Consider the following 17,683-nt stretch of genomic DNA (forward strand, 5'->3'; position numbering starts at 1 on the left):
ATATATTACATAAATATCCCTGCAATACTACTTAATAGATACATAGGAATGACCTAGTATTATCATATTAGTCTTTGTGATATAATGTCTATATAGTTCGAATTTTGAAGGGAATGTTTTCATGTTTAAACCAAACCAACCAAAGACATCCAATAGATTAAAAACAATACTAGAGTTCAGTGACCTATGGGAATTAGATCAACAGGAGCGCTATGTTTTCCAATACTATCACAATAAGCTAAAGGGATTAGACCCAAACCAAATTAACATCCATGGTGTGGCATTGCACAAAAATGATAACGGGTTTATTATGACTGCAATCATTCGTCACTCCCTACAAAAAACATTGAATATGGAAATCATTAGATTAGTAGTTAGAGATAAGGATGGTAAAGATATAGCACGTAAGGAGTTCAATATGGAGGTATTCGGTCTATTAAACTCTTTAAGAGCACGTCCTTGGATTTTTGAATTCGACAAAGATTCCTTGCTTGTGCCAGAGGAAGAAATAAAAGACAAAATGGAATTCGAAGTACTGTTTGAATACCAGCAGCCAGTTGTATCTGATTTTACATTACAATTAGACGAGAACTGGTCTAATGGGCTATCTCCAGAGCAGATTGCTTCACTTGAGGCTTCTTTAACTGCCATGGAGGCAGTTGAAGAAAACTCCTTATCAGTTAATGCCTTTCATTTTGCAGAAGTAGAAGACGGCGTCGAGGTATACGTATTACTACGCAACGGATACAAAGAAGAAATCACAATCAGCAACCTTCCAGTTCAACTATTAGACGCGGCAGGCGATGTAGTTGCAAAACTAGGCTTCCCACTAGAACAATTTGCTGTAGGGTCTCATCAAGCTAGACCAGTAAGTCTTCATTTCCCGAAAAACGTATTCCAAAAAGAATCACCAGATTTCAGTAGCTGGAACGTTCAGCTAACACCACAAAACTAATACAAGAACTCCCTATCATTCACTTGGTAGGGAGTTTTTTTGGGGAGAAAGATATAACTGGCAACGAAATTTCATGATATAATCCCTTTATTGTAAGAATATTGTAAAATAATTAATATCAATCATGCAGGGCGATGAGCTCATTTACTCAGCGAGCAAGATTTAGAACAATCAAAGTAAAATTTACGACAATAGGCAGCTAATTTACTACAATCAGCGTCTACTTTACTACAATGGCAATCCAGTTCAACCCGCCAAGCTAGATTTACGACAATCAAGGCAAAATTTACGACAATGGCCACTTAGATTACAACAATCAAGCGATATTTTACTACAATCAAGTCCCAGCTCTCCAAATCGAGTCCGATTTACGACAATCAAGGCAAAATTTACGACAATGACCACTTAGATTACAACAATCAAGCGGTATTTTACTACAATCAAATCCCAGCTCTCTAAGTGGAGCCCGATTTACGACAATCAAGGCAAAATTTACAACAATGGCCACTTAGATTACAACAATCAAGCGGTATTTTACTACAATCAAATCCGAGCTCTCTAAGTGGAGCCCGATTTACGACAATCAAGGCAAAATTTACGACAATGGCCACTTAGATTACAACAATCAAGCGATATTTTACTACAATCAAGCTCCAGCTCTCTAAGTGGAGCCCGATTTACGACAATCAAGGCAAAATTTACGACAATGGCCACTTAGATTACAACAATCAAGCTCCAGCTCTCTAAGTGGAGCCCGATTTACGAAAATCCCGGCAAATTTTACAACAATGGCCACTTAGATTACAACAATCAAGCGATATTTTACTACAATCAAGTCCCGGCTCTCCAAGTGGAGCCCGATTTACGACAATCAAGGCAAAATTTACGACAATAGGCAGCTGGATTACTACATTCGAGAGCTACTTTACTACAATCCAACATTACTTTACTACAATCACGAGCTAACACGAAAAGAAGCACTTCAACGAGAGTGCTACTACTAAAAGGGATGCTCTTCAAGAGACAATCCCGATGAGGAGGACGACCATGACACACATTTTATACATAGAAGACGAAATAGATATAGGCACTTGGGTGACGAAGGATTTAACGGAAAGAGGATATGAGGTGACGTGGCTGAAGTCTGGGGAGGATGCGGAAAAGTATGTTTCGCAGGTGGACCTTGCTATTTTGGATGTAATGATACCAGGGCTTGATGGCTTTTCGATTGGAAGGCGGATGAAGAAGGAGAAGGGGGACCTGCCTATTTTAATGCTTTCGGCGCGGACGGCGGTGGAGGATAAGATAGAAGGGCTTCATTTTGCGGATGATTATTTGACGAAGCCGTTTCATCCGGATGAGCTGGCGGCTCGGGTCGAGGTCCTATTACGGAGATACCAAAAAAATGACGATGTATTGAGACTTCAGCATCTGACCATACATACTAAGGATATGCGCTTAGTGGACAATGAGACGAATGAAGAAATCCAGTTAACTGGCAAGCAGTATCATCTGCTACAATTTTTTATTCGTCATCTCAATCAAATCCTAACGAAGGAACAGCTGTATGAGGGAGTTTGGGGAGAGCAATACATGGAGGGGGATAAGACGCTGATGGTTCATATACGTTATTTGCGTGAAAGAATTGAGCGGAATCCGGCAAAGCCGACCATTATTGAGACCATTCGTGGCATCGGATATAGGGTAAAACTATGAAGAGATTATTCCAATCCTTACTAGCGAAGTATATGCTACTGATTTTGTTAGCAATGTTTATCGTTCAGGCTGCTTACTTGATTATTGCCTTGTTTGTGTTTGGGGTTTCCTATAATTCAGGGGAAACGCAAAATAAAGGTGCGGTTGAGGAAAGTGCAGTAGAGGACAAATGGCATCAGGAAGCAAACGCCATGCAAAACGTGACGACCGAATCCGTTCAACAGGTTTTTGAACGTTGGAAGGAGCAGTATCCACGAGCATCCATGTTTTGGGTGGATGGACAAGGAAAACTTGCGAGCCAAAAGGATGCACAGGATGGGCTTCCTGCAGAGTGGTCGGCTGCCTATACGGCAAAGTTTATCAAACAGCGTTATGGAGGGAACCCTTTTACGGTTATTGCGTTTGTTGGACAAGATGAGACGAACGGCTTTGTTGTACTCGAGCTGCCAAGGTCCGAGTTTGATCCGCCACTTGCCAATATGTATGACAGATATGGACTCATTTTCATAACAGGTGTGATGGCTATCATTTTCCTGTTCCTATTCATGTCCTTTCTATTCTTTAGAAGCATTCGAAAGCGGTTATTGCATTTACAGGAGGCAATGGAAATACGGGATGTAGACGGGCTGCCAATTGGGATTCCGGTGAAAAAGAAGGACGAAATTGGACAGCTTGAAAAGACATTCAATCAAATGGTAGGCGAGCTGAGGGAGAGCAAGCAGCGCGAACAGAAGGAGGAGCAGCTACGTCGAGAGCTGATTGCCAATCTGTCTCATGATTTGCGAACTCCGTTAACGAAAATAAGAGCACAAGCCTACTCGATTGCAAAAGAGGATTTATCTGACGAAGGAAAGAAAGCGATCCAATCGCTTGAGTCCTCGGTTGTGAATGTGGACAGGCTCATTGAAAATTTGATGTCTTACACGCTGCTCATGGCTAGTAAATACAAATTTGAGTCGAAGGAAATGGACGTTGTCCGCTATGTAAAGGAATGTCTAGCTTTATGGTATCCCGTATTCGAAAAGGAAGGGTTTGAAGTGGACGTCCACTTGGTTCCTTTTGAACAAAATAACTGGAGGATCGACCCGATTTGGTTAGGGAGCATACTAGATAATTTATTGCAAAACGTGCTTCGCCATGCAAAGAATGGGGCTTATGTTTGCGTCAAAACGGAAACTACCGACCAATACGATGCTATCGTTATTTCCGACAGAGGAAGAGGCATGAAAAACGAATCTGATGAAGCCGGCGCTGGAATCGGCCTGTCCATCGTCGATATGATGGTGAAGGGCATGAAGCTGGACTGGGACATGGAGTCTAGTGAAAATGGAACGACTATCAAATTGAAAAAATACAAGTAATGGTGTAGGAGAATAACTGAATAAGTAACCGAAAAACGCATAGATCCTTACACCTATGCGTTTTATTCTGCATATTTCACACTGTACAATCGTGATTCTTGTTAACACTCTAGGTACCAGAATCTACAAGGGTGATAAGCCTACCAAGGTGGCCTTTTTAATTGGAAACGGTCGGTTTTTGCTCGTAATCGGTCGGTTCGAGTCAATAATCGGTCGGTTTCTTCGAATAATCGGTCGGTTCAGGTCAATAATCGGTCGGTTTCCTCGAATAATCGGTCAGTCAAAGAAGATCAAGTGGAAGAAATACAAGTAATGGTGTATGAGAATAAATATAACTGAATTAGTAACCGAAAAACGCATAGACCATTACGTCTATGCGTTTTTCCTTTGCCTTATTTTCTACAATCATTGTCAGCTATAATTAACCAATAATAGACCAAAGAGTATACAAGAGGTTACAAGATTGACAAGGGTAATAATATATTGTCTTTCTTCTCGTTCGTATTTATATTCTACATAAGCGCGGAGACTAAGTAAAACAACGCCAATAGCAATTAGTAAATAGACCCATACCCAATGCTGCACAAACCAAAATAAACCAATGATAATAATTACTAGAACAAACAAGAATATTTCTATCCATTTATGTGTATTATTCACAAATTTAAAAAAACTATCAGGAGTAGTAATGTTATATTTCCGTCTTAAGAAGTACTGTAAAACGAAACTGATAACCATTAATAAAAAAACTAAAGCAATATACATATCGACCGTCATCATTCAACACCCCTTTCTACCTATACCGTTCATTTCTATATAATGTATTTTAACACAATAAATACCTGAATATTCAAATATTTTCAATATAACAAGCTCACATTGTCCGCACCCCATTTCCACCGCCATTTTTTAAACAAAATTTAAACTTCCCCCTTACGTTCTTTTAACCTTACATCTCTAACATAGAAATAGAGGTGAGGGAAATGGAATATGTAGTACAAACAAACAATTTATCAAAACGTTTTGGAAAGGAAGTAGCCGTAGAAGGGCTAAATATGAAAATACGTAAGGGAGAGATTTACGGATTTTTAGGACCGAATGGAGCGGGAAAGACAACGACGATTCGAATGCTGTTAGGGCTGATGAAGGCGTCGTCCGGCACCATTCAAATCTTTGAAAAGGATTTACATAAAGAGCGCATCAACATTTTGAAAAGAGTAGGATCTCTAGTAGAGAACCCATCCTACTATCCCCATTTAACGGCGTATGAAAATTTAGAAGCTTTACGGAAGATCCTAGGGGTACCGACATCAAGAGTCCATGAGGTATTAGAAATTGTCCGATTATCCGAAGTAGCCAATAAAAAGGTTAAAGGTTTCTCGCTAGGAATGAAGCAACGCTTAGGAATAGCGGCTTCCCTATTAAACAGTCCGGAACTATTAATATTAGACGAGCCAACAAACGGATTAGACCCATCCGGCATTATAGAAATTCGCAATCTGATCAAACAGCTGCCTGCTGAAACTGGGATGACCATTTTAATTTCCAGTCATTTATTATCCGAGATCGACCAAATGGCGACGACCGTTGGAATCGTTTCAAAAGGAAAAATGATTTACCAGGATTCCATCGAGGCTCTCCGCATGCATGCCAAGCAAAAGATTTTACTGAAGGTGAGCAATAGTGAGCAGGCATGGCGTTCGTTATTAGGGAACGGGATAAAAGCAGAATGGCAGGAAGGGGTTATCCTACTGTCCGAGCATTCTGATGAAAAAGTAGCGAAGGCAATCCATACCCTCGTGCACGGAGGCTACTCGATTTATCGTGTGGAAGAGGAAAAAAGATCGTTAGAAGATACGTTCCTTCAAATGACCGCAGAGGAGCAGTTCGTATGATTGGAAAACTAATAAAGGCAGACTTTTTGAAGATAAAACGAAAAGGGTTATGGTTCCTAGCATTTTTAGGGCCGTTCGGAGTGATTGCCCTGCAAATGGTCAACTACGGTGTTCGAAAAGATTATTTATTAAAGCAAAGTGACGATGATTGGGGCTATTATTTAGCAAACGTACACTCGTTTACCCCATTGGCACTTGTATTAGGAATCGCCATATTAACCTCATTTATAGCAAGTATAGAAAATGAGACGAATGCTTGGAAGCAGCTGATTTCATTGCCGGTCTCCAAAATGGGCGTGTATTTATCGAAGTTCACGGTTCTCGCAAGCCTGCTATTTGTATCCTCATTGCTTGTAGGAATATTTTCTTTAGTATATGGCATTTTTCTGAACTTGGGAGATGACATCCCTTACTTGGAGCTACTCAAATATAGCTTTTATCCTTTTTTGGCAGCTTTGCCAGTACTGGCGTTACAGCTATGGATTGCGTCCGTCAGCCAAAATCAAGGCATACCCATTACGACTGGAGTGTTAGGTGTCATTTTTGCCTATTCGGCCTTCTTTTTACCGGACTGGATGATTTGGAAATGGCCTTCTTTGATGAACGAGTCGGATGAGCCGATCATCAATGTTCTGCTTGGGGTTGGGGTAGGGCTTGTATTGTATATCGCAGGAATGCTCGACTTTATGAGAAGGGACGTGAAATAAATGCTCTCGATTTTACAATCAGAATGGTTTAAGTTTCGCCATTCCAAAATTTTGTTCATCATTTTGACCGTGCCCCTTGTTGGTATTTTTCTTGGATTGACTAACGGTTTTTCAGATGAACGTGTTAATGAATGGTATCTGTCCTTGCTAACGATGAATTTTACGTATGGCCTACTATTTTTACCTTTGTTAACTGGAGTTTTAGCGAGTGTGATTTGTAGATATGAGCATCAGGCAGGGGGCTGGAAACAGCTGCTCGCATTGCCAGTGACAAGAGGAAAAGTATTTGCGGCGAAGTATATATTGTTATTATTGCTAGTGCTGGTCATTCAATTATTATTTTTTGCTTCCCTTTACGTAGTAGGTATCAGGCAAGGGTTCACCGATCCATTTCCCATGCAAATTGTATGGAAAAGCTTAGTCGGGGGATGGGTGGCGACATTGCCGTTAGTCGCATTACAGCTATGGATGGCTATCATGTTCAAGAGCTTTGCGGCACCGTTCGCGGTTAATGTAATTTTAACATTGCCTACGATACTAGTTGTAAACTCCGAGCGCCTTGGCTCATTCTATCCGTGGGCTCAGCCATTTTTGATGATGTATATCGGAGGGGACACGAGTGATACGTTCTTCGTTCCATGGGATCAATTATTAACGGTAGTGGGCGGAAGCTTTTTATTATTCTTCATTGGAGGATATATCTATTTTCAAAGGAAGGCGGTATAAAAAATGGAACGGAATTTTATAGTAGTTATGGTTATCTTGCTTGCAGTTTTATTGACAGGGTGCAGCAGTAAAGCAGCCGATAATGCAGAATCATTTATTTCAACCGTAGAAGCGATGGATATTCCAGACGGTGTGAGGGTAATCGGCTTAGGGGAGGCGACACATGGGAATGTGGAGTTTCAAGAGCTGAAAAAAGATGTATTTGAATCGCTAATCAAAAATGAAAACGTTCGTGTATTTGTCATAGAGGGTGACTTTGGTGGCGGTCAGCAAATAAACGATTTCATCTTAAATGGAACGGGCACAGCCGAAGAAGCGGTAAACACGCTAGACTACGCTATTTATAAAACAGAGCAAATGGTCAATCTCGTACAATGGATGCATGAATATAACGCAACCGCAAGCGAGGAAGAGAAGATTTACTTTTACGGAAACGATATGCAGCGCTATGACTATAGCAAAAAAGGCGTGCTGGACTTTTACCAAACGGTTAACGAAAATGCGTTGACGAACTATGAATCAAAGCTCGAGCGCGTTTCTAATGAGAACATGCGTGAGCTAACAACTGATCAATTAAATGATATCAATCAAACAATAGAAGAGATTATTCAAGATTTACAATCTAACGAAGCAGCTTATATAGAGAAATCAAATAAAGAAGCTCACACGCTTGCGCTACAATACGCTCAAATCATGAGGCAGCGTACTCAGCTATTCTTAAATGAAAAGGATTATATGCAGCTACGAGATGAATACTTGGCACAAAACTTACAATGGATCGTGGAGTTCGAGGCAGGAAGAGGCAACGAGAAGGTTTTCTTTAATGGTCATAACGGACATGTGGAAAAAACGTCTGCATCGTTAGCTGGCTACAAATCGATGGGGCATTATTTAGACGAGGTTTATGGAGAAGCGTACTTTGCAATTGGTACGGACTTCACTGAGAGCAAGTTTCAATCCAAAAATGGCAGCGGAGAGCGAAAAAACTATAAAGTAAAAAATAACAATGACTTAACCGATGCCTTTAGCAAGGTAGAGTCCAACATTTTCTATGTGGATTTTGAAAAAGCAGGAGAGTCGGAGGTTTTAAAGGATATCATCTCGAAGAAACAAAAGATGGCTAATATCGGGGATGACTTCCGTTACTGGTACCAGTTTTTGAAGATGTTCTACACAATCGAAATGACGCCAAATGAAGCATATGATGGTGTCATTATCGTAAAGGAAGCAACACCGACAAGTGTAAATGAATAGAAAGAAAGAATCCATTTTATTTTAGAATGGATTCTTTCTGTTTATTGAACGACAATGGAAAAAGCATAATGACCGTCTCCTTTGTTCCAGTTAGCTGTCACATAGTAGACGTAGACCCCTTTTTCCGTAGGTGCAACGAGTGCATTGTCTTTCATTTTTATAGGATGGACATGATCCTCATCAATCCATTGCTCGACCTTCAAGGATTGAGCAATAGGACTTGTTCTAAAATCGATGGTAACCTCTTCCCCTGGAGTAACAGGGGTGGGTGCATGCTTTTTGGGCAAAACTTGATCTACACATTTAGTAGACAAGATTCCACTCCAGCAATAGGAGCCTTGCGTAGTAGCAACTTTTGTGTTGCTTGCCATTACAGCAGGTAAGGGAGGCTCGGTACGAAAAGGCTCGAATACAAGCAACCCCATGATTATCAATCCAATTATACTAATGACAGTGAATATCTCTCTAATTGAAATCCCCTCTTTATCTACTGTAGAAGTTTATTTATCTATCACTTTAGTTTATTGGGCAATTACCTTTGCAGGCTCGATGTCTTCAAAATGTACCGCGCCGCTTCTAGTTAGCTTGTTCCAATTCGTTCTGCTTCCGAAAAAGTATAAAATAGTGCCGTAAGTAAAGAAAAAGGTGTCCAGAAAGCGATAGGTGATAGATTCCCACATCGTGAATAGGATGATACGAAGCCAGTGTAAAACAGAAAATTTATAGCCGTAATATCCTGCCCGTTGAACTGCCACTAAACGGAGTATAAATTCACTAAACCAAGCGATAGCCATTAACAAAAATGTAATGCCGGATATGTTTCCGAGTATGATGGAGATTGGGAATATGACTAGTGCTACTGTCCCCACTATACTAAGCGTGATGGATTCAAATAAGAGAAAACTAGAAAACTTCTTACCCAAGTTAATGAAAAAGTCTTTTTTATATAGATTAATGCAATCGATGAATCCTTTTTGCCAGCGAATACGCTGATGCATGAGGGATGCAAAATTTTCTGGAACCTCTGTGTAACAGACAGCCTCCGGTATAAAAATCATTTTTTCTCCTAAATTTCTATTGTGCATATATTTTTGAAGTCGGAAGGTGATTTCCATGTCCTCTCCAAGCGTATCTCGATAACCACCAATATGTTGAAGAACATCTCTTCTGAAAGCCCCGAATGCCCCAGACACTACATTTAACACATTTAGTTTCGCTTGAGTTACCTTCCTAACATAAAAGGATGATAGATAACCAGATGTCTGATACTTAATAATCCAGTTTATAGAGTAATTAATAAGGCCTTGCTTATTGATGAGCTGACCAACGTGGACCATACCGCCTCCAGCTATCACCTTTGGATCCACAAATGCTTCATTAATCTTGTTTAAGCTATTTTTTTCTAATATTGAATCGGCATCCAAGGTGATTACAATCTCACCAGTGGCAATAGCAATCCCTGTATTTAAGGCTGCTGATTTTCCACCGTTATACTGATCTACTACTAGAATGTCAGGATATTTTTTACTTAGGTAAATATCTTTAATTCCCCTAGAGTTTAAGAGGACGGTAGAGTCTCTAGGCGTCACTTCTAAATCGAGCATTTCCTGTAATAGGTGTAAGGTGGAATCCGTCGACCCGTCATTTATAAATATGGCCTCTTTATTCGTATAATCCAACCTAAACCAGCTATCTAAGCATTGTTTTAAAACGAGTTCCTCATTGTAAGCAGGTATTAACACAGAAATCTTTTTCTCTGGCAAAATAAGAAGCTTCGTTTTAGTTGTATTCAGAGAGCTGTATATATACTTTAATTGTAGGAGCAAATAAAGTATAAAAATTATGATTAAGACAATAGATAGTAAATCCAAATAAATCCTTCTTTCTCTATTTTATTATTTTTGATAAATTCTTACGTAATCCACTTCCATATAGGCTGGAAATTGCGTTGTTGCGTTCGGGTCACCAACCCAAGTACCACCCACTGTTACATTCATGAGTAAATACATTTCTGTATGAGAAACATTACTTGTTCGGAAGGTTATTTCGTCATCTATATAAAAAATGAGCTCATCCGGTGACCAATCGAGCGTATAGGTATGCCACTCAGACCCATCTATTTGTTCGTTCAGATGAAATGCTCGATTACCTTCCTCCTCGTGAGCGACATGCCACAGTTCATTTGGCAATTGGCCTAGCATTTCCACTATGTCAATTTCTGGATAAGAAGAATGGTCAGTGGGGAGCAGCCAGATCGCAGGGAATAGCCCTTGACCTTTTGGAAATTTAGCCCTTATTTCAAACTTTCCATACATTTGCTCGTGTAAGCCTTGTGTCGTCACAGCTCCGGAGCGATAAGGATAACTTTGATAGGGGGAATCGCTAACCTCTAGCTTTAGAACACCAGAATCGGAGGTTACCTGTTCTGGTAAGTAGTGATGTAATCTACCATGTGCTTTGTAGCCAGTATTTAAGAGATTCCATTTAGAAACAGAGACGTGATCCTTATCAAATTCATCACGAAAGGTAACTTCCCAACCATTTACTGTGTGATGATCCTCATGGGGAATTTCTACGATTGTTGGTTCTGTTGGATGTTTTATAATTCTCATCTCTTCTTCTTTTTCATATACTTCTTTTACCTCTTCCTTAGTTATTTGATTATTGCTGACCGGGTCACTATTACAACTGCATAATAAAATTATGAAAACAATAAAAAATGCCCTGATTAGTTGCCCCTCCTCAATGAGAAGTGAATTCATAAAAATGGTGTTTTTAAGGATTTCTAAGAGTACAAAATGGCAAATGAATGATAAATAAAACATTGCTCTTTTTTAAGTACTTACTAATATTAAAATAGTTTTTAATTTGCTAAAACTGAGTTTTGTTAAGAGTTTTTCAATTAATATATTGAGGAATGTTAAAGTACAAGCCATAATCGGATAAAAAGAGCACTCCAATCGGAGTACTCTTTTTAGTATTTAAAAATAATAAATTTAATGGGATATATAATCGGAATATAGTATATTTTGTAGATTTTTGACTACTCTTTTTAGCGAGATGTGCGTATTTTGCTGAAAAACAGCCTGTCACTAGAGGGGAAGGTAATTTCATAGAGAAAGATTGGAAAACATAAAAAAACCCTCCACAAAAGTGAAGGGTCTAAAAGTGTTAATTATTAATCCAAATATCTCCGAGCACCTGCATAATTCGTTTTAAAGGTCCCAGCATTCATCGACTCGATTCTTACTTTTGAGGAAGAGCTCGGTGCATGCAGCATTTTACCGTCGCCCACATATAGCCCTACGTGATATACCTTTCCTTTACCGCGATTACCAGCAAAGAATACTAGATCTCCTGGTTGGAGGTTGGCTTTCTTTACAGCAGTCCCTTTTGTTGCTTGAACGAAGGAATCCCTTGGAATGATGATTCCATGATTTTTATAAACAGAATAGATAATACCTGAGCAATCATAGCCGTAAGAGGATGTTCCAGCCCATAAGTATGGGAGGTTAAGGAACATTTTAGCGCTGTTTACAATATCCTTTTGAGTCGGCTTCGGGATAGATTTGTAGTTTTTGAAAACCTTCGCATCTTTCTTATGCATATACTTCACACCATTTTGCGGAGTCTGTACATGTAGCCAATCGCCTTCCTCTTTTACTACTGGAAGGATAGTAGAGTAGCTAATGCCGATGTATTTATTCTTTTTAGCTGAGTCGCTATAGAGTGTTGTGCTTTTTGCATTTACAACGGCAATGGCACAACCGGAATAGTCCTTTGTAGTTTCATATATATGTGATTTTGGAACCCATCCTGGATAGCCTTCCTTTTGGTGAGGAACATATTGGTCCTTAATCGCAATTTTGACCCAGCTGCCACTTGTCTTTAAAATGGTTACCTCGTCACCAAACAGTGCCTGGGTGTCGACTTTATTTACTAGCCACCATTTTTCCTTGATGCTCATATTTTTCGTCCATTTATGGATATCCACCGGCGCAGATATAGACGGCTTATCTACTGCGCGATACGCGTTTGGCGTCTTCCAAAGGGAGGTGACCTGCACATTTACCTTCACTATTTTCTTGTTGCTTGGCTTCTCGCAAGATTTTGCAGGAGGGACGGGCTGGGCTGGTGGAGCAGTTACCTTACGTAAACTTGGCTCCATACTGCGAGCTAACCAAACGACGAAATCTCCTTTTGTCACATTTTCGAGTGGTCGAAATATATTGTCGGTAGTCGAGCTTATAATGTTGTGGGATTGAAGAGTTTTGATAGCATCCGATACCCAATAACCCGGTAGCACGTCTTGAAAAGTCTTCGAAACCGTTCCAGTCAAACCAAAGCCTTGAACTAAAAAGACGGCAGCCTCGCCACGAGAAAATGGCTGGTCCCTATTAAATGCATGATCTCCATCGAGACTCATGATTCCTTTTTCAACTACAGCAGCTACGATCGGATAACTAGGATGGTCTCGATCGAAATCGGAAATGAGCACATCAAATTGCTTGGCTGTATCTATATCCAATGCTTCGACAAGTAGCTCGGCAGCCTCTAATCGAGTTATTTCCTTGGTGACTCCAAAATTACTAGTGGCGTTAGTGACGATAAGACCCTTTGTAGCTAGAAAATCGTAGGCGGCTTTGTCTGAATGGGAGTCATCCACATCCTTGAACAATGCAGCGGCAGAGGCGGTAGTGAAGGTAGACAACAGCAAAATAAACAAGGTGATGATCATGGTGAGTTTTTTCAAAATATTGCTCCTCTCAAGTTTTACAACCTCTTCAATTATATGGTTTAAATTGGTAAAAAGGAATGTTTTTTATCCCTAAAAGTTAAAGTAAAATAATTTTAAAAAGCTTGTTAAAGTTATTGGTGGATTTTGACTAATAATTCTTTTTTTATAGTAACTGTAAACATCAAGAAAGGAACTCTGTTTATGCGAGTAAATTTATTAGCAATTTATCGATGCAACAAAAATGTTTGGAGCCCAGAAGGCGACTCCTACGGGATGAGTGAGAAAGATAAGCCAACGCAACCACGTGCTATAGCGATGAGTGATGGCTCACCCCCCCTCCGCAAAAAGCGTCTGGCTGGTGCGAAAGATCAATTCTACTCTCTGATTTAAAGTTTTCTTTGCATTATAAATCAACCCTACCCTTTAACATGGCCTTTTAAAATTACATATCCTACTAATTACTAAAATTAAATTTATATATCCTAAACATATAGAAGTAAAATTAACCCTATAAATGATTTTTAAAATAAGGACAAAAGAACTAAAAAATAATTAATTGTACATATAAATGGTATTAAAATTGTGAAATTATGGAGTTTTTGTTTGAATTTTGTCGAAACGGATAGTAGTATGAAGTTGTTGAAATATATTGGTAATTCTCAACGAAATTTTACTATTAGTTAAGAGGAGGAGTAATATGACAAGGAGATTTTGGAAACAAACAGCAGCAGCAGTATTGTTAACATCTTCAGTTCTATCATTTTCATCCGTTGCTTATGGGGATACATCGAATGTGAATCGATCCTTTGAGGCAGCAAAAGCTGAATTGAATCGCAGCACTACACATTATGTCTATCCAGCTTTGGAAAACAAATTAGTAACAAGTCAAGCATTATACTCGTCGCTAAATAGTGCAAAGAAGAATTATCAGCAAACTAGGAATCTAATAAATTCATCTACTTATTCTTCTTCTCAAAAGCAAAGTTATCTAAGAGACTTAGATGCGCTGTACAATGAAAAAGTTTCAAAAGGATTAGTTCCATATATTGATGCTTATAATTATGCGACAAAATACCTCGACCCCATTATGAAAAATATTAATAGTGCTCAATCTAGGAATGATTTTGCCGCAGTTGAAAAAGAATATCATAAATTATCCTACCAATTAAAAGGTAGAACAGCTATCTTATATAGATTTTCCGGCAAAGCCGCTCGCGATTTATTATTAGAGCAATATAAAAAGCCAGCTGACGCTAAAAGAGCTGAGCTAATGATCCCTGTGACGATTTATATGGAAATTGTCAAAATCAAGGATTTTTTAAATACAGGTAAACTTGAAGAGGCTCAAGCTTCATACAATGAAATTAATGCTCTATTAAGTAGCCTGCCATCTGCAACGAGTAATCCGTTTATAGCGGCTTTGTTAGAGGAGGTTGCTAAAGTCAAAAATGCAATTGATAATACAGCTAACCCTATTCAACAAGAGATACTTAACTCTAAAATTGCTAACTTAGTGACCACTCTAAATGCTGCTCAAAGTAATATTGCTACAATTGAATCAACTGGACTCAATGCTATAACTGTTGCAGTGAAAGCAGATGCAAAACCAGAGGATATAGCGAATTATTTAGGGGTAGATCTATTTAATAATGTGGTTAGTCAATTAGGTGTAACTCATGTTAATGGTTTCACTCCTCTTTCACCAGAGGGACTGGCTTACATTAAAGCACAGGTTCCTGGAGCAGATTCATTGGATGATGTAAAAGGAAAGACAGTTTCTCTTCCTTTAACCGTAAACAATGGCGTGCCGATGAATGTGGATTTTACCATTACTTTTAAATAAGTTGCTAATCTATTAGACCCACCACGTTTAAAAAGTGGTGGGTTTTTATACATAATGTTGCTACTTTATGTACTATTAAAATATTTATCATGCTAAACTAAGGTTACTTTTCAGGAGGGATTTATTATGAAGAAATTTAAAATTTTTGCTATTATTGTCCTTGTTCTAATTATTGCAGGCGGCAGTTACTTACTGTATATGTTTAAATTTAAAGAATATGATGTTGCAGACGAGGAAGTAAAAGAGATTGTAGAAAAAGAACCATATAAAGTAGATTTACCGGGTGGTGGTACTATTTTTATGGATGAGAACGGTGAAGTAGTAGAAGAAGAGGGAATATCTACAAGTGGAGAAAGTGGTATCGAAGATTTTGCTGATGGAACCAGTGAAACTAAAAATGGCAATGGTGAGAGCTCCAATTCTAATAATGTAACGAATGATACTAATAAGTCTTCTGGAACAGATGCTAGTACTGGGAGTACTAATTCCACCAATGAAACAACGGTTACTACACTAAAGGAAAAGTATAGACCAGCTCTAGAAGGATTAGAGGAACAAGCGGATGTTAAAGTAAACGCATTAATTGTTAGAGCTAAAAAAGAATACGTAGAGAAGCAGGCTAACGGTGAAAAGATTGATCTTGGTTACTTTTACAACAAGTATATGGCTGCAGCTAAGGATTTGGAAAGTAATACTGACAAAGTATTTGATGCAGTTTTAGGTGCGGTAGAAAAAGACTTAGCAGCAAATGGCTTTGACAAGGCGGAAGCTAAAGCTATGGAAGAAGAATATGAAGCGAAAAAGAAAGCGAGACGAGATAGCATAATGAAAAGAGTGGTAGGAAGTTAAAAGAGACAATTAGTAATTCGACAAATCCCATTATTTAGGAAGAATGATATTAGTAGTTATCTCAAGTCTGTATATGATAGAATAATATAAACTTTTTAGCAGTACCTAATTTAGTAATAAAAAGATAGAAGGAGTTATCAATTTGAATGAAAGAAACAATAACAATTCAAGATATTTTTAAAACAATTAAGAAACGATTATCATTAATTGTTATATTGACGATAATTGCCTTAGCTATTAGTGCAATCGTAAGCTATGTTGTTTTAACCCCTATATACCAATCATCAACACAGATTTTAGTGAGTCAAGAAAAAACAGAAGTGAATTCGTTTAGCTCACAAGATATAGAAACGAATCTTCAACTTATTAATACATACAATGTAATCATCAAAAGTCCAGCGATCTTGTCACTAGTGATTGATGAGTTGGATTTAAATACTACTGCTGCAGCATTAACCAATAAGATTACAGTAAGTAATGCAGAGGATTCGCAAGTAGTTAATATTACAGTTCAGGATCCTGATCCTCAAAAAGCAGTTGATATTGCAAACAAAACTGCAGAGGTTTTCCAAACACAAATAAAAACGCTCATGCAAGTTAACAATGTCAGCGTATTAACCCCTGCTGTTCTTGGGGATAATCCTACTCCAGTTAAGCCGGATCCGATGTTAAACATGGCGATAGCGGCTGTAATTGGAATGATGCTAGGGGTCGGATTGGCATTTTTATTAGAGTATCTAGATACAACTGTCAAAACAGAGGAAGATATAGAAGAAATATTACAATTACCTGTTTTAGGTTTAATTAGTAATATTTCCGAAAAAGATCTTCAAAGCACCAAGCTAGAAGTAATCGATAGACGAAAGAGGTTGTGAAATGTCTAATAATAAAAAGAAAAATAAAACTTTATTGACTGCTGCTAGAAAGCTAATTACCACAGCCAATTCGAAAGCAATCGTTTCTGAACAATTTAAAACGCTTCGAACAAATATCAATTTTTCTATGCCTGATAGGGAAATAAAAACTATGCTTTTTACTTCTGCCTCTCCTAGTGAGGGGAAATCTACAGTGGCTGCAAATAGTGCAGTGGTTTTTGCTCAGGAAGGAAAGCGAGTGCTTTTAATTGATGGGGATATGCGTAAGCCGACAGTCCATTATACCTTTCATCTGACTAATACTTCGGGTCTCTCCAATTTACTTACAGGTCAAGCTCATCTAGAGGGAGTGATTAAGCATCATGAAATAGAAAATCTAGATATTGTAACTTGTGGTCCAATACCTCCGAATCCAGCAGAATTGCTTGGTTCTAATAGGATGGAAAAGATAATTGGAGATTTGAAAGAAAAATACGATATGATTATTTTCGACGCTCCTCCTGTGTTGTCAGTCACTGATGCACAAATATTATCTAATTTATGCGATGGAACAGTTATTGTATTAAGTGCAGGGAAAACACAAAAGGATGCACTGTTAAAAGCCAAGGAAGCATTGATTGCTTCAAAGGCTAATATTTTGGGAGTAGTATTAAATAATTATGTCCTTCAGAAAGATCATTATTACTATCAATATTATGGAGTTGAAGAGTGATTGGGGATTGTCCTAATCACTCATTTTTCTATTAAAATTAATGGGGGTTAGA

General features: G+C 38.5%; 16 protein-coding genes. 11 read left to right on the forward strand and 5 right to left on the reverse strand.

The window, feature by feature from the left end:
- The first annotated feature begins 121 nt into the window (after window positions 1-121).
- The 3 genes from NSQ95_RS03720 (at window position 122) to NSQ95_RS03730 (ending at window position 4,032) form a co-directional block, all read left to right on the forward strand.
- Window positions 122-955: an SLAP domain-containing protein gene (locus tag NSQ95_RS03720; RefSeq protein ID WP_342560311.1), complete on the forward strand. Its 834-nt coding sequence runs from the start codon at window positions 122-124 to the stop codon at window positions 953-955.
- Window positions 956-2,002: 1,047 nt separating this feature from the next.
- A complete protein-coding gene (locus NSQ95_RS03725; protein ID WP_342560783.1) occupies window positions 2,003-2,671 on the forward strand; it encodes a response regulator transcription factor in 669 nt (222 codons plus the stop codon).
- Window positions 2,668-4,032: a HAMP domain-containing sensor histidine kinase gene (locus tag NSQ95_RS03730; RefSeq protein WP_342560312.1), complete on the forward strand. Its 1,365-nt coding sequence runs from the start codon at window positions 2,668-2,670 to the stop codon at window positions 4,030-4,032. Before NSQ95_RS03725 ends, NSQ95_RS03730 begins: the two co-directional genes overlap by 4 nt.
- A 411-nt stretch (window positions 4,033-4,443) precedes the next feature.
- On the opposite strand, the gene NSQ95_RS03735 is transcribed toward NSQ95_RS03730, so the two are convergent.
- Window positions 4,444-4,812 (reverse strand): DUF4181 domain-containing protein, encoded by a 369-nt coding sequence (locus NSQ95_RS03735; RefSeq protein WP_342560313.1) that lies wholly within the window; start codon window positions 4,810-4,812, stop codon window positions 4,444-4,446.
- 203 nt (window positions 4,813-5,015) lie between these two features.
- Between NSQ95_RS03735 and NSQ95_RS03740 the strand changes: the two genes are divergently transcribed.
- From NSQ95_RS03740 to NSQ95_RS03755, 4 genes are read left to right on the forward strand one after another with little or no spacing between them, the layout of a single operon-like run.
- Entirely contained in the window at window positions 5,016-5,927 is a 912-nt protein-coding gene (locus tag NSQ95_RS03740) for an ABC transporter ATP-binding protein (protein ID WP_342560314.1), read from the forward strand.
- Window positions 5,924-6,634: an ABC transporter permease gene (locus NSQ95_RS03745; protein WP_342560315.1), complete on the forward strand. Its 711-nt coding sequence runs from the start codon at window positions 5,924-5,926 to the stop codon at window positions 6,632-6,634. Before NSQ95_RS03740 ends, NSQ95_RS03745 begins: the two co-directional genes overlap by 4 nt.
- On the forward strand, window positions 6,635-7,360 hold the full coding sequence (locus NSQ95_RS03750) for an ABC transporter permease (RefSeq protein ID WP_342560316.1): 726 nt from the start codon (window positions 6,635-6,637) through the stop codon (window positions 7,358-7,360).
- Window positions 7,361-7,363: 3 nt separating this feature from the next.
- On the forward strand, window positions 7,364-8,614 hold the full coding sequence (locus tag NSQ95_RS03755) for an erythromycin esterase family protein (RefSeq protein WP_342560317.1): 1,251 nt from the start codon (window positions 7,364-7,366) through the stop codon (window positions 8,612-8,614).
- 41 nt (window positions 8,615-8,655) lie between these two features.
- On the opposite strand, the gene NSQ95_RS03760 is transcribed toward NSQ95_RS03755, so the two are convergent.
- The 4 genes from NSQ95_RS03760 to NSQ95_RS03775 all read right to left on the reverse strand — a co-directional run bounded on the left by NSQ95_RS03760 (window position 8,656) and on the right by NSQ95_RS03775 (window position 13,367).
- Window positions 8,656-9,039 carry a hypothetical protein gene (locus NSQ95_RS03760; RefSeq protein ID WP_342560318.1) on the reverse strand — a complete coding sequence of 128 codons (384 nt, stop codon included), beginning with the start codon at window positions 9,037-9,039 and terminating at the stop codon, window positions 8,656-8,658.
- A 96-nt stretch (window positions 9,040-9,135) separates the two neighbouring features.
- On the reverse strand, window positions 9,136-10,485 hold the full coding sequence (locus NSQ95_RS03765; RefSeq protein ID WP_342560319.1) for a glycosyltransferase family 2 protein: 1,350 nt from the start codon (window positions 10,483-10,485) through the stop codon (window positions 9,136-9,138).
- A 24-nt stretch (window positions 10,486-10,509) separates the two neighbouring features.
- Entirely contained in the window at window positions 10,510-11,439 is a 930-nt protein-coding gene (locus NSQ95_RS03770; RefSeq protein WP_342560320.1) for a glycoside hydrolase family 16 protein, read from the reverse strand.
- Between the two features lie 353 nt (window positions 11,440-11,792).
- Window positions 11,793-13,367 (reverse strand): NlpC/P60 family protein, encoded by a 1,575-nt coding sequence (locus tag NSQ95_RS03775; protein WP_342560321.1) that lies wholly within the window; start codon window positions 13,365-13,367, stop codon window positions 11,793-11,795.
- Between the two features lie 682 nt (window positions 13,368-14,049).
- Between NSQ95_RS03775 and NSQ95_RS03780 the strand changes: the two genes are divergently transcribed.
- From NSQ95_RS03780 to NSQ95_RS03795, 4 genes are all read left to right on the forward strand, one after another.
- Window positions 14,050-15,195 carry a hypothetical protein gene (locus tag NSQ95_RS03780; protein WP_342560322.1) on the forward strand — a complete coding sequence of 382 codons (1,146 nt, stop codon included), beginning with the start codon at window positions 14,050-14,052 and terminating at the stop codon, window positions 15,193-15,195.
- A 126-nt stretch (window positions 15,196-15,321) separates the two neighbouring features.
- Window positions 15,322-16,044 carry a hypothetical protein gene (locus NSQ95_RS03785; RefSeq protein ID WP_342560323.1) on the forward strand — a complete coding sequence of 241 codons (723 nt, stop codon included), beginning with the start codon at window positions 15,322-15,324 and terminating at the stop codon, window positions 16,042-16,044.
- A 146-nt stretch (window positions 16,045-16,190) separates the two neighbouring features.
- Complete coding sequence (locus NSQ95_RS03790; RefSeq protein ID WP_342560324.1) at window positions 16,191-16,919, forward strand: Wzz/FepE/Etk N-terminal domain-containing protein; 729 nt, start codon at window positions 16,191-16,193, stop codon at window positions 16,917-16,919.
- A 1-nt stretch (window position 16,920) separates the two neighbouring features.
- On the forward strand, window positions 16,921-17,631 hold the full coding sequence (locus NSQ95_RS03795) for a CpsD/CapB family tyrosine-protein kinase (protein ID WP_342560325.1): 711 nt from the start codon (window positions 16,921-16,923) through the stop codon (window positions 17,629-17,631).
- The last annotated feature ends 52 nt before the right edge of the window (window positions 17,632-17,683 follow it).

Source organism: Psychrobacillus sp. FSL W7-1457 (genome assembly GCF_038593405.1).
In the GTDB taxonomy this organism is placed as follows: domain Bacteria; phylum Bacillota; class Bacilli; order Bacillales_A; family Planococcaceae; genus Psychrobacillus.